This window comes from Pseudomonas sp. TZ252 (assembly GCF_056110345.1).
Map to the genome: position 1 here is coordinate 1,378,215 of NZ_CM148566.1, position 11,868 is coordinate 1,390,082.

At 67.0% G+C, this 11,868-nt stretch carries 12 protein-coding genes and 1 riboswitch; of the genes, 7 read left to right on the forward strand and 5 right to left on the reverse strand.

What is annotated here, in order from left to right:
* Positions 1-229 precede the first annotated feature (229 nt).
* The 5 genes from ACYAF3_RS06350 to ACYAF3_RS06370 all read left to right on the forward strand — a co-directional run bounded on the left by ACYAF3_RS06350 (position 230) and on the right by ACYAF3_RS06370 (position 5,358).
* Positions 230-1,201 carry a 2-hydroxyacid dehydrogenase gene (locus tag ACYAF3_RS06350; protein WP_023084832.1) on the forward strand — a complete coding sequence of 324 codons (972 nt, stop codon included), beginning with the start codon at positions 230-232 and terminating at the stop codon, positions 1,199-1,201.
* A 109-nt stretch (positions 1,202-1,310) separates the two neighbouring features.
* A complete protein-coding gene (locus tag ACYAF3_RS06355) occupies positions 1,311-2,309 on the forward strand; it encodes a class I SAM-dependent methyltransferase (protein WP_003117439.1) in 999 nt (332 codons plus the stop codon).
* Between the two features lie 94 nt (positions 2,310-2,403).
* Positions 2,404-3,867, forward strand: a complete 1,464-nt coding sequence (locus ACYAF3_RS06360) for an amino acid permease (RefSeq protein WP_003094922.1) — start codon at positions 2,404-2,406, stop codon at positions 3,865-3,867.
* Positions 3,868-4,005: 138 nt separating this feature from the next.
* Positions 4,006-4,130: riboswitch (yybP-ykoY riboswitch) on the forward strand.
* Between the two features lie 89 nt (positions 4,131-4,219).
* Positions 4,220-4,798 carry a TMEM165/GDT1 family protein gene (locus tag ACYAF3_RS06365; RefSeq protein ID WP_057387096.1) on the forward strand — a complete coding sequence of 193 codons (579 nt, stop codon included), beginning with the start codon at positions 4,220-4,222 and terminating at the stop codon, positions 4,796-4,798.
* Between the two features lie 116 nt (positions 4,799-4,914).
* Positions 4,915-5,358 (forward strand): nuclear transport factor 2 family protein, encoded by a 444-nt coding sequence (locus ACYAF3_RS06370; protein ID WP_003099368.1) that lies wholly within the window; start codon positions 4,915-4,917, stop codon positions 5,356-5,358.
* Positions 5,359-5,367: 9 nt separating this feature from the next.
* Here ACYAF3_RS06370 and ACYAF3_RS06375 read toward each other — a convergent pair whose 3' ends face one another.
* Together ACYAF3_RS06375 and ACYAF3_RS06380 are read right to left on the reverse strand one after the other, a co-directional pair.
* On the reverse strand, positions 5,368-6,393 hold the full coding sequence (locus tag ACYAF3_RS06375) for an NAD-dependent epimerase/dehydratase family protein (RefSeq protein WP_003121034.1): 1,026 nt from the start codon (positions 6,391-6,393) through the stop codon (positions 5,368-5,370).
* Positions 6,394-6,536: 143 nt separating this feature from the next.
* On the reverse strand, positions 6,537-7,358 hold the full coding sequence (locus tag ACYAF3_RS06380) for a M48 family metallopeptidase (RefSeq protein ID WP_003099360.1): 822 nt from the start codon (positions 7,356-7,358) through the stop codon (positions 6,537-6,539).
* Positions 7,359-7,520: 162 nt separating this feature from the next.
* Between ACYAF3_RS06380 and ACYAF3_RS06385 the strand changes: the two genes are divergently transcribed.
* Positions 7,521-9,659: a methyl-accepting chemotaxis protein gene (locus ACYAF3_RS06385; RefSeq protein WP_003099358.1), complete on the forward strand. Its 2,139-nt coding sequence runs from the start codon at positions 7,521-7,523 to the stop codon at positions 9,657-9,659.
* Positions 9,660-9,661: 2 nt separating this feature from the next.
* Here ACYAF3_RS06385 and ACYAF3_RS06390 read toward each other — a convergent pair whose 3' ends face one another.
* Positions 9,662-10,276 (reverse strand): SOS response-associated peptidase, encoded by a 615-nt coding sequence (locus ACYAF3_RS06390; protein WP_003114707.1) that lies wholly within the window; start codon positions 10,274-10,276, stop codon positions 9,662-9,664.
* Between the two features lie 425 nt (positions 10,277-10,701).
* Here ACYAF3_RS06390 and ACYAF3_RS06395 point away from each other — a divergent pair, with 425 nt between their 5' ends.
* On the forward strand, positions 10,702-11,406 hold the full coding sequence (locus tag ACYAF3_RS06395) for an MgtC/SapB family protein (RefSeq protein ID WP_003094941.1): 705 nt from the start codon (positions 10,702-10,704) through the stop codon (positions 11,404-11,406).
* Positions 11,407-11,418: 12 nt separating this feature from the next.
* Here the strand turns inward: ACYAF3_RS06395 and ACYAF3_RS06400 are convergent, their stop codons facing one another.
* Both ACYAF3_RS06400 and ACYAF3_RS06405 read right to left on the reverse strand, forming a co-directional pair.
* Positions 11,419-11,682, reverse strand: a complete 264-nt coding sequence (locus tag ACYAF3_RS06400; protein WP_015648026.1) for a putative signal transducing protein — start codon at positions 11,680-11,682, stop codon at positions 11,419-11,421.
* Positions 11,682-11,864 carry a CPXCG motif-containing cysteine-rich protein gene (locus ACYAF3_RS06405; RefSeq protein ID WP_003094945.1) on the reverse strand — a complete coding sequence of 61 codons (183 nt, stop codon included), beginning with the start codon at positions 11,862-11,864 and terminating at the stop codon, positions 11,682-11,684. The genes ACYAF3_RS06400 and ACYAF3_RS06405 overlap by 1 nt, the downstream gene beginning before the upstream one ends.
* Between the last annotated feature and the right edge of the window lie 4 nt (positions 11,865-11,868).

Below are 11,868 nucleotides of genomic sequence, written 5' to 3' on the forward strand. Positions count from 1 at the left end.
CGCCTTGTGTGCCAAAAAAATGCCTTTCAGATCAAAAATTGTCCACTTGAAAGGGCGACCGTTCGTCGGAGTGACTCAAAAATGACACTACAGAGGTTAAATATGTAATACCGTCAAAAAACCGACAATACTTTCTGGATAATCACTGTCAAGAAAACCGGAAGACCTCCCTGGCACGCGGGTTTGCTAGGCTAGGCAGCCCCCGTCCGCTGCCGCCAAGGAACCGTCCATGAGCCATGCCCTGCGCGCCGTTTTCCTCGACCATGCCTCCCTCGACCTCGGCGATCTGGACATGCGCCCCCTGCACGCCGCCTTCGACGAGCTGCAACTGCATGCCGCCAGCCAGCCGCAGGAAGTCGCCGCGCGGCTGCACGGTGCGCGGGTCGCGATCAGCAACAAGGCGCCGATCGACGCGCAATGCATCGCCGCCTGCCCAGAGCTGGAATTGATCCTGGTCAGCGCTACCGGCACCAACAACATCGATCTCGCTGCCGCTCGCGAGCGCGGTATCGTCGTCGCCAACTGCCATGGCTACGGCACGCCCTCGGTAGCCCAGCACACCCTCGCGCTGCTGCTGGCCCTGGCTACGCGCCTGCCGGACTACCAGCAGGCGGTACGCGGCGGTCGCTGGCAGCAATCCAGCCAGTTCTGCCTGCTGGACTTCCCCATCGTCGAACTGGAAGGCAAGACCCTCGGCCTGCTCGGCCATGGCGAACTGGGCGGGGCGGTGGCGCGGCTGGCGGAGGCGTTCGGCATGCGCGTGCTGCTCGGTCAGTTGCCAGGACGGCCTGCCCGGGCGGACCGCCTGCCGCTTGGCGAACTCCTGCCACGGGTCGACGCCCTGACCCTGCACTGCCCGCTGACCGAGGACACCCGCGGGATGCTCGGCGCCGCCGAACTGGCGCTGATGAAGCCTGGCGCCTTCCTGGTCAATAACGCCCGTGGCGGCCTGGTCGACGAACAGGCGCTGGCCGACGCCCTGCGCGGCGGCCACCTGGGCGGCGCCGCCACCGACGTGCTCAGCGTCGAGCCGCCGAGAAACGGCAATCCGCTGCTGGCCCCCGACATCCCGCGCCTGATCGTCACCCCCCATAACGCCTGGGGCAGTCGCGAGGCGCGGCAGCGCATCGTCGGCCAACTGGCGGAAAACGCAGAGGCATGGAAGGCCGGGCGCGCCCTGCGGGTAGTCAACGCCGGCTGATACGGCGCTGCGGGCACCGCGCACGGATGAACGGCGATCCTCGCCGACAATCCATGCGGGTATGCCAGGCCCAAGCCTGTTAAGATTTCCCATTTTTTCCGGAGCCCGCATGGACCCTCGCAGTGAAGTGCTGCTGCGCCAGCGCCACCTCTTCGCGACCCCGCTGCTGCTGGCCGGCCTGCCCGCCGACGACCTGCTCGCCGAGCTACCGCAGGCCCAGGGCTGGAGCTGGCACGCCGGCGAGCAGGCGCAGTTGGACGCCCGCTTCCCCGACCGTAGCCGTTTCGACACGCGCGCGCCGACCGGCGCCTGGACTTCGGCCGTTCTGTTCCTGCCCAAGTCCCGCGAACTGACCGACTACCTGCTGGCCAGCCTGGCCGCCCGCCTGCCCGGCGGCGAACTCTTCCTGGTCGGCGAAAAGCGCGGCGGGATCGAGCGCGCGAGCAAGCAGTTGGCCGCCTACGGCAAGCCCCGCAAACTGGATAGCGCGCGGCATTGCCAGCTCTGGCAGGTGCGTATCGAACAGGCGCCGGCCGAGCCCGACCTGCACGCCCTGGCCCAGCGCTACAGCCTGCCGCTGGCCGATGGCGAGCTGCAGGTGGTGAGCCTGCCGGGGGTGTTCAGCCATGGCCGCCTGGATCGCGGCAGCGCGCTGCTGCTGGGGCAACTGCAAGCCCTGCCCGGCGGCCATCTGCTGGACTTCGGCTGCGGTGCCGGGGTACTCGGGGCGGTCCTCAAGCGTCGCTACCCCGCCAGTCGCCTGAGCCTGCTCGACGTCGACGCCTTCGCTGTCGAGAGCAGCCGACTGACCCTCGCCGCCAACGGCCTGGACGGCGAAGTGATCGCCGCCGACGGCATCGACGGCGCGCCGCGCGAACTCGCCGCAATCGTCAGCAATCCGCCCTTCCACCAGGGCGTGCACACCGACTACCAGGCCTCCGAGCGCCTGCTGCAACGCGCCGCCGAGCACCTGGCGCCGGGCGGCGAACTGCGCCTGGTCGCCAACAGCTTCCTGAAGTACCCGCCGTTGATCGAACGCCACCTCGGCCCCTGCCGGACACTCGCCGAAGGCGACGGTTTCCGCATCTACTCCGCCCGTCGCTCCTGATTTCTGCCTGGAACCCTGTGAATGAAGCTTTTCCTCTCCCTGCCCGCACGCCCGCAGCCAGACCCTTCCGTGGCCACCCGCCGGGAGGCCGCCGATGACTGACCTGAACGCCAGCCAGGGCCAGCAATTGCGGCGGGTGCTCAAGCCGCGCCACCTGAACATGATCGCCATCGGCGGCTCCATCGGCACCGGGCTGTTCGTCGCCTCCGGGGCCACAGTGGCCACCGCCGGGCCCGGCGGTGCGCTGCTTTCCTACGCACTGATCGGGCTGATGGTGTACTTCCTCATGACCAGTCTCGGCGAGATGGCCGCCTACATGCCCGTTTCCGGCTCGTTCTGCACCTATGGCAGCCGGTTCGTCGAAGATGGCTTCGGTTTCGCCCTCGGCTGGAACTACTGGTACAACTGGGCGGTGACCATCGCCGCGGAACTGGTGGCGGCGCAACTGGTGATGAGTTTCTGGTTCCCCGAGGTGCCGGGCATCTACTGGAGCGCGATCTTCCTGGGCATCATGTTCGGCCTCAACGTGATTTCCGCGCGCGGCTTCGGCGAGAGCGAATTCTGGTTCGCCCTGATCAAGGTAGTCACGGTGGTGATCTTCATCGGCGTCGGCCTGGCGACCATCTTCGGCATCATGCATGGCGTGGAGTCGCCCGGCTTCAGCAACTTCACCATGGGCGACGCGCCCTTCGTCGGCGGCTTCCAGGCGATGGTCGGGGTGGCGATGATCGCCGGCTTCTCGTTCCAGGGCACCGAACTGATCGGCATCGCCGCCGGTGAATCGGAAAATCCGCGGAAGAACATCCCGATCGCCATTCGCCAGGTGTTCTGGCGCATCCTGATGTTCTACATCCTGGCGATCTTCGTGATCGGCATGCTGATTCCCTACACCGACCCGAACCTGCTGAAGAACGATGCCAGCGACATCAGCGTGTCGCCCTTCACCCTGCTCTTCGAGCGCGCCGGCTTCGCCGCGGCGGCCGGGGTGATGAACGCAGTGATCCTCTCGGCGATCCTCTCCGCCGGCAACTCCGGCATGTACGCCTCGACCCGGATGCTCTACAACCTCGCCCTAGAGGGCAAGGCACCGCGCCTGTTCTCCCGCGTCTCGCGCAGCGGCGTGCCACGCAACGCGCTGTACGCCACTACCCTGGTCGGCGCCCTGTGCTTCCTCACTTCGGCCTTCGGCGACAGCACCGTCTACACATGGCTGCTGAACACCTCGGGCATGTGCGGCTTCATCGCCTGGCTGGGCATCGCCATCTCCCACTATCGCTTCCGCAAGGGTTACCTGGCCCAGGGCGGCCGCCTGGAAGACCTGCCCTACCGGGCCAAGCTGTTCCCCTTCGGGCCGCTGTTCGCCTTCGCCCTGTGCATGGTCATCACCCTCGGGCAGAACTACCAGGCGCTGGTGGGCGAACGCATCGACTGGATCGGCCTCCTCGCCACCTATATCAGCCTGCCGCTGTTCCTGGCGATCTGGCTGGGATACCGCTGGAAGAAGCGCGCACGCTTCGTTCGCTACCACGAAATGGACGTCAGCCCGACCAATACCTGACTCACCCTGCCGCCCAGCGATTCCTCGCGGATCGCTGCGGATGCCGGCACGTTTCCTTGCGATCAGGCTCCCTCGCCGCCCTCCCGGACGAAAGTTTCCGTCCCGGGCTTGCCCAAGCCGCCCGGCTTGGGCAGAATGCGCCCCGTCCTAGGGGAGTAGTCTCCCGCGAGCGCCGCACCGGCCTCGCCCGGCACGCGTCAACACACTTGGTCCGCAGACCATGGCGCGCGCGACCCAAGCCTGCCCAGACAGGCCAAGGGTTTGACAAGACCTATGACACGCACGATCTGACCCGGGGCGGGCAGATGGCGCGTGTCATGGTGATTGGTCGACCCGCCCCTTAGGAAGCCTGATGGAATCGCTGTTCGTCCCTACCCTCATCGTTGCCCTCGCGGAAATCGGCGACAAGACCCAGTTGCTGGCACTCCTGCTCGCGGCGCGTTTCCGCAAGCCGTGGCCGATCATCGCCGGCATCGTCGCCGCCACCCTGGCCAACCATTTCGCTGCCAGCGCGGTGGGCGCCTGGGTCGCCAGCTTCTTCTCGGAAGCCACCCTCAGTTGGATCCTCGCCGCCTCCTTCATCGCCGTCGCCCTGTGGACGCTGGTACCGGACAAGCTCGACGACGAAGAGTCCGGACTGAAGAAATACGGCCCCTTCCTCACCACCCTGATCGCGTTCTTCCTCGCCGAGATGGGCGACAAGACCCAGGTCGCCACGGTCATGCTGGCCGCCCAGTATCCGCATTTCTGGCTGGTGGTGATCGGCACCACCCTGGGCATGCTGATCGCCAACGTACCGGTGGTACTGATCGGCAACCTGGCCGCCGACAAGCTGCCGCTGACCCTGATCCGCCGCCTGGCCGCGGCCGCCTTCGCCGCACTTGGCCTGTACGCCGCCTGGCACGCCGCGCAATTGACCGGCTGGCTCTGAAGGACTGCGCCGCCGGGCCCGGGATGGCTGGGCGGCCAATGCAAAATGCATGGGAACGGCTACAGTTCAGGCAGGCACCGGATGCCTGCCCCACCACTCGCCCTCGAGAGCCGGAGATGCCCTCACACGACCTGAAACGACTCGCCCGCCATCACATCGAGCTGTCCTGGAACAAGGGCCGCATGGCGTTGGTGGAGCAGTTGCACAGCAAGGATTTCCTCTACAAAAGCTCGTTCATCGGCCGTCCCCTGGATACCGCCGGCTATATCCGCCTGCTGCAGGACATCCGCACGGCGATGCCGGACCTGGAGGTCGTGGTCGAAGACTGCATCGGCGAGGAACGCAAGGTGTTCACCTGGAGCACGCTGATCGGCACCATCGTCCGGCCGACCCTGGGCTATCCGGCCAGCGACAAGGTGCTGAGCATTTCCGCGATGGGCTTCTGGGTGTTCAACCCGCAGGGCCAGTTGCAGGAGCTGTGCACCATGTTCGACATGGAGAGCTTTCGCGCCCAGCTGGGACTGCAGACCCGACCCTTCGCGGAAAAAGCGCTGCCCTAGCCAACCGTCCTAGGCATTGAAATAGCCGTTGTCGCGGAACCAGTCGATGGCGCGCAGCAGGGTGTCGTCGAGGGCGGTGGTGGAGAAGAAGCCGAGTTCCTCGCGGGCCTTGCGTCCATCGAGGAACTGCCCGCCAGCCATCACCTCGATGGCGGTTTCGTCGAGCAGCGGCAACTGGCCGCTGACCCGGTAGCGCAAGCGGCCCAGGGTGGCCAGCGCGCGAGCCATGGCCATCGACATCGGCTGCGGCGCAGGCTGGCCGAGCAGCTCGGCGATGCGCCGGGTCAGGTCGGCCATTTCCAGGTTGTGCCCGGTCAGCAGGTAGCGCTCGCCGATACGCCCGCGCTCAAGGGCCATCAGCAGTCCGCGCCCGGCTTCGGCGGCATCGATGACGTTACGCTGGCCGGCGACGTAGTGGGTCATCTCGCCATTGCCGATGGCGGTGATCACGCGCCCGGTAGTCGGGCCGATGTCCAGTTCGCCGAGTACCATGCCGGGAATCCCGATCACCACCGGCAGGCCGTTGCGCGCCTGCTCCCGGGCCTGCTCGTCGAGCGCCCATTTGCACAGCACGTAGGAACTCTTGCCGCTCGGCAGGCTGTCGTAGAACAACCCCTCGTGGCCCGGTAGTCCCTGGGGATGGCGGGGCATGGCATATGCCGAACCGACATAGAGGATGCGCGGCACCCTGGCCTGCAGGCAGGCGGCATAGAACGGGTTGGTCTGGCCCAGCGCGCTGGCCACTTCCTCCTGCCAGCGGCGCGGCCGCGAAGGATAGTAGCCGGCGCTGAAGATCACCCCGTCGAGGCCGCGCAGGGCGCGTTCCAGGCCGGCGTGGTCGAGCATCTCGGCGACCCGGCACTCGGGCTCCAGATAGGCGAGACGCTGGATCTGCGAAGAAGGACGGTGGATCAGCACCAGATCGTGACCGGCGGCCCTGATGGCGCGCGCGGCGTGATGTCCCAGCAGGCCGGTGGCTCCGAGTACGGCGTATTTCACATGAGCTCCAGGGCGTGAGAGTGGCTGTTCGTCCACGGGTCCCGCAAGCGGGTCGGCCAGCAGTCTAGGCCGAACACCGGCGAGATACCAAACAGCAGGTTACGGAAATACACAACAGGCGTTTCCGATGGTAAGCCTGTCGGCGCGCCGGCCGCCCCCCGCGACCGCGCGCCCTGGCCTCACTTGCCGCGCCTGGCCTGCTGGTACAGCGGCATCACCTTGGGAATCGCGGCCTGGAGATTGGCCATCCGCGAACTGTCGGAGGGGTGGGTGCTGGTGAACTCGGGCTGGCTGGCGCCGCCGCTGGCCCTGCCCATCTTCTGCCAGAGGGTGATCGCCGCTTCCGGGTTGTAGCCGGCGCGGGCGGCCAGCTCGAGACCGATCAGGTCGGCTTCGTTCTCGTTGGCACGACTGTTGGGCAGGGTCATCAGGTAGTCGACGCCGGTATTGGCCAGTTGCAGGCTTTCCTGGCCGAGGCCGGCCAGGGCGCCGATCTGGCTGGCCACCTGCACGCCGTAGGCCTTGGACATGGCCTCGCGCCCATGCTCGCGCAGGGCGTGGGCGATCTCGTGGCCCATCACCGCGGCTATCTCGTCGTCGGTGAGCTTCAGCTTGTCGATCAGCCCGGTGTAGAAAATGATCTTGCCGCCGGGACCGCAGTTGGCGTTGAGCTCGTCGCTCTTCACCACATTGACTTCCCAGTTCCAGCCGGTGGCGTCCGGGCGGAAGGCGGCGGTCTGCGGGATCAGCCGCTGGGCGATCGCCTTGACTCGCCGCGCGTCGGCGCTGCTGGTATCGAGCACGCCGGCGCTTTTCGCCTCGCCGAGAGTCTTCTGGTACGACTGTGCGTACATCTGGTCGACTTCCTGGCTGGACAACATGCTGAACATGTATTGCTTGCGGTCGACGCCGACGGCGCCGCCACTGGTGGTGTTCACTGCCTGGCAACCGGCGAGCAGCAGCGCGCCGGCGAGGGTGGCGAATCGGAAGGGATGAGCCATGGTCCTTTGTTCTCCTCTGAAGGCCGAGCGCATGGTAGGCCGCGCCTCGAACGCCGGCAACAGCCGTTGGCGAGGAAATCTCCGACGGCCGATTAAGGATTTGCCGTCCTCCTGCCGATAAGCTCCTCAGAGACAATTCCAACAAGGGTCAGAAGTCCCATCATGAAGCTCAAGTCGATCCAGTTTTCTGTCGCCGCCCTCGCCGGCGCCAGCGTTCTAAGCGTCGTCGTGGTGCTGGTGCTGTACGCCCTGTTCGCCGGCGCGCGAACGCAGGAGCTGGTGCAGCAACGCACCCAGGGCCTGTTGGAGAAGGTCATCAACGAGCGCCTGGTGGCCCTGGCCCGCGCCCAGGTCAGCCAGATCCAGCGCGAGCTGGAGTATCCGCTGACGGTGGTCCACGGCCTGGCCAACAGCACCCGCCTGCTCGGCGAGCCGGGCGCCGACGGCATGCCGCAGCTGAACGCCAGCCGCGACGAAATCTCCGCGCTGCTGCGCAGCACCGTGCAGAACAACCCCAAGCTGCTCGACACCTTCATGGCCTGGGAACCCAATGCCTTCGATACCGATGCCGCCTTCGCCGGGCAACCCGGCAAGGGCTACGGCCCGGACGGCCGCTACCTGCCCTGGTGGTATCGCGGCGCCGACGGCAAGCCGATCGTGGAGGCCATGGCCGACAGCATCGATAGCGAAAAGCTGCTGCCCACCGGGGTGCGCGAGAACGAGTTCTATGCCTGTCCGAAAGAGAACAAGCGTCCCTGCATCATCGACCCGGCCCCTTACGAAATGGGCGGCAAGACCGTGATGATGTCGTCCTTCAACGTGCCGATCATGGTCGGTGACCAGTTCCGCGGCGCAGTCGGTGCCGACCTCTCGCTGGCCTTCATCCAGGACCTGCTCAAGCGCGCCGACCAGCAGCTCTACGATGGCGCCGGGGAAATGGCGCTGATCGCCAGCAACGGCCGCCTGGTGGCCTACACCCGCGACGACAGCAAGCTCGGCGAGCCCGCCGGCAGCGTCCTCGACGGCAACGAAGTGGACAACCTGAAGAACCTCACGGTCGACCAGCCGCTCTACGACATCGACGCCGAGCACGGCCACATCGAGCTGTTCCTGCCTTTCACCATCGCCGACAGCGGCGTGCGCTGGACCCTCATGCTGCAGATTCCCCAGGCGGCGGTATTCGGCGAACTGCAGCAACTCCAGGGCGAGCTGAGCGACCAGCGCCAGCAGGATATCCTCGGCATGAGCCTGGCCGGCCTGGTGGTAGCGGCCCTCGGCCTGCTGGTGGTCTGGCTGGTCGGCTACGGCATCGCCCGGCCGCTGCGCCAATTGGTCGGCATGCTCGACGACATCGCCCAGGGCGAAGGCGACCTCACCCGCCGCCTGAGCAGCGAGCGCGCCGACGAGCTGGGCTCCATCGCCAAGGGCTTCAATACCTTCCTTGGCAAACTGCAGAACATGATCGGCCAGGTGGTGCAATCGGTGCAGAAGGTCAGCGACTCCTCGGAGCACACCGCCGACATCGCCATCCGCACCAACCAGGGCGTGCAGCAGCAACTGGCGGAGATCGAACTGGTGGCCACCGCGGTCCACGAGATGACCGCCACCGCCCAGGACGTGGCGCGCAACGCCACCCACGCCGCCGAGGCAGCCAACCACGCGGACCAGGCCGCGCACCAGGGCAAGCAGATCGTCGAAAGCAGCTCGGCGGCGATCCAGGCCCTGGCCAGCGAGATTGGCCGCGCGGTCGGAGTGGTGCAGAACCTGGCCAAGGACAGCGAAAACATCAACGCGATCCTGGTGGCGATCCGCGGTATCGCCGAGCAGACCAACCTGCTCGCCCTCAACGCCGCCATCGAGGCCGCCCGCGCCGGCGAGCAGGGTCGCGGTTTCGCGGTGGTGGCCGACGAGGTACGCAACCTGGCGCAGAAGACCCAGCAGGCCACCGAAGAAATCCAGAGCATGATCCAGCAGTTGCAGCAGGGCACCCGCGACGTGGTGAAGGTCATGCAGGACAGCCAGGAGCGCACCGACGACAGCGTGCGCCATGCGCGCCAGGCGGCCGAGGCGCTGGAATCGATCACCCAGGCGGTATCGGTGATCAACGACATGAACACCCAGATCGCCAGCGCCGCCGAGGAGCAGAGCGCGGTGGCCGAGGACATCAACCGCAACGTCGCCAACATCGGCCAGGTCGCCAACCAGGTGGCCGGCGGCGCCGACGAGGCCTCGCAGGCCAGCGCCGAGCTGACCCGCCTGGCCGAGCAGCAGCGGCGCCTGGTGAATCAGTTCAGGGTCTAGCGTCAGGCCGGGGTCAGGCACTCCGGCCCGTCGGTTTCAGGCTTGTTGACGAAGCCGGCCAGGGCCACGCTGCGCAGGTTCGGCTGGGGCTTGGCGAGCAGGCTTATCAGCGCCGGCAGCGGCGTGTCCGGAGCCAGCCAGGTATCCTGCTCGGCCTCGTCGAGCAGCAGCGGCCGGCGGAACTCGGCGGCCGCCTGGGATACCTGGGCCACGCTGAGCCAGGTTTGTCCATGCACCGGATAGGCCTCCCAGATGCCGGCGAAGAACAACAGGCGCTCGCCGGTGGAGACCCAGTACGGACGCTTGCGCACCCCGCGCCATTCATAGAAGCCGTTGGCCGGCAGCAGGCAGCGGCGCTGCTGGAACGCCTCGCGGAACATCGGTTGCTCGGCGAGGGTTTCCGCCCGTGCGTGGCTGGGCGTACGCGACAGGTCGGTGAGCCAGGCCGGGGTCAGCCCCCAGCGCGCCAGGTCGGCGCGGCGCGCACCGGCGTCCTCGCGAACCATCAGCACCTGGTTCGCCGGAGAAATGTTCCACTGCGCCCGCCAATCCGCCGGAAAGCCCGGCAGGGCCGCCAGCGACGGATTCCAGCGGAACAGGGCGTAACGACCACTCATGCTTGGCACTGCCTGGTGAGGGAAAGCCGCACAGTGTAACCCGAAGCGCCACACTGGCCTTGCCGAACGCAAGCTGAATGAAACCCAATCTTAACTTGACGCGCCTATCCTCCAGGCTTAAGGTGCCGCCCGCATTCTGTAACCCACACAGGAGTCCTGCATTGGACAACAGCCCTAGTCGATTGCGACAGGTCCATCCGGCGAGCTAGTCCAGCAGAACCCTCTGCCACTGCCTCGCCGAACATGGCGGACAGTGGCGATCCGCATCCCGTCCGGGATGACGCATCCCCATTTTCCCTTCGTGTCCCTTCCCTCGCGCCAACCGCGCAGCGGGAAGCCGCGGTCCTGCGCAATCCATCGTCCCTTATCCGCGCGGACCGTCGGCCCGCGCCAGCTCCGGCCGTCGGCCGGCAACGAGGTGAAACATGGATTGGAAAGTATTTCTCCTGCGCGTCGCGGTCGCGCTGGTCCTGGGCGCCCTGATCGGCGCCGAACGCCAGCTGCGCCAACGCCTCACCGGCCTGCGCACCAACGCGCTGGTCAGCACTGGCGCCTGCCTGTTCGTGCTGATGACCCAGGGCGTGCCCGGCCTGGCCGGCGACGCTTCACGGATCGCCGCCTATGTAGTCTCCGGGATCGGCTTCCTCGGCGGCGGCGTGATCATGCGCGACGGCCTCAACGTGCGCGGCCTGAACACCGCAGCCACCCTCTGGTGCACCGCCGCCATCGGCGTCCTGTGCAGCATGGGCCTGCTGCTGGAGGCCACGCTCGGCAGCCTGGTGGTGCTCTGCGCCAACATCCTGTTGCGCGACATCGCCCAACGCCTGAACCGCCAGGACGTGTTGCCGGCCAGCGAGGCCGAGCAACGCTACGAAGTGCAGATCGTCTGCCGCGCCGAGGACGAGATCCAGGTTCGCAGCCTGATGCTGCACAGCCTCGGCAGCAGCGACCTGCGCCTGCAATCGCTGCACAGCGAGGATCTGGACAACCCGGCCAAGCTGGAAGTCCGCGCCGAACTGCTCGGCACCCCCGAAGCTCCGGCGCAGCTGGAACGCCTGGTCAGCCGGGTCAGCCTGGAGAAGGGCGTCAGCTCGGTGCGCTGGCAGGTCTTCGAACTGGCGGCCGACTGAGCGGCGGCCGCCTCAACACAACAGGCTGCCGGGGCCGCAGGGCTCCGGCGGCTCCTCGGCCAACGGGGCGGCGGCGTTGTAGGCGAGGATCAGTTCTCGCGCCCGCTCCGTCTGCTCGTCCACCACCAACAACGCCAGCAGTCCGCCAGGCGGCAGTTCGCCGATGGCGCCGACCAGGTGGCGGCCGCTGACATGGGCGGCGATCCCTTCGCTGGCGAGCATTCCCACCAGCATCTCGGCCTCCAGCAGGTCGGCCGGCTCATATACGCGCTGCATCAGTCATCCTCCCGGCGGACGTTCAGTGACCAGTCCTGCCCATCGGTGCGCAGGTCGAACAGGATCGGCCGGCAGCACACCGGGCAGTCCTCGTAGTACTGCTGGTCGCCGGCGCTCAGGTCGAGCAGCGCCTCGGCCGGTTCCCCGCAGTAAGGGCAGCTATAGGCCTGGCTTTCGAGCATCGCT

Coding starts and splice junctions, on each gene's coding strand:
- ACYAF3_RS06350 (WP_023084832.1), top strand. CDS start 230: ATGAGCCATGCCCTGCGCGCCGTTTTCCTCGACCATGCCTCCCTCGAC.
- ACYAF3_RS06385 (WP_003099358.1), top strand. CDS start 7,521: ATGAAGCTCAAGTCGATCCAGTTTTCTGTCGCCGCCCTCGCCGGCGCC.
- ACYAF3_RS06390 (WP_003114707.1), bottom strand. CDS start 10,276: ATGAGTGGTCGTTACGCCCTGTTCCGCTGGAATCCGTCGCTGGCGGCC.
- ACYAF3_RS06360 (WP_003094922.1), top strand. CDS start 2,404: ATGACTGACCTGAACGCCAGCCAGGGCCAGCAATTGCGGCGGGTGCTC.
- ACYAF3_RS06370 (WP_003099368.1), top strand. CDS start 4,915: ATGCCCTCACACGACCTGAAACGACTCGCCCGCCATCACATCGAGCTG.
- ACYAF3_RS06380 (WP_003099360.1), bottom strand. CDS start 7,358: ATGGCTCATCCCTTCCGATTCGCCACCCTCGCCGGCGCGCTGCTGCTC.
- ACYAF3_RS06405 (WP_003094945.1), bottom strand. CDS start 11,864: ATGCTCGAAAGCCAGGCCTATAGCTGCCCTTACTGCGGGGAACCGGCC.
- ACYAF3_RS06395 (WP_003094941.1), top strand. CDS start 10,702: ATGGATTGGAAAGTATTTCTCCTGCGCGTCGCGGTCGCGCTGGTCCTG.
- ACYAF3_RS06355 (WP_003117439.1), top strand. CDS start 1,311: ATGGACCCTCGCAGTGAAGTGCTGCTGCGCCAGCGCCACCTCTTCGCG.
- ACYAF3_RS06365 (WP_057387096.1), top strand. CDS start 4,220: ATGGAATCGCTGTTCGTCCCTACCCTCATCGTTGCCCTCGCGGAAATC.
- ACYAF3_RS06400 (WP_015648026.1), bottom strand. CDS start 11,682: ATGCAGCGCGTATATGAGCCGGCCGACCTGCTGGAGGCCGAGATGCTG.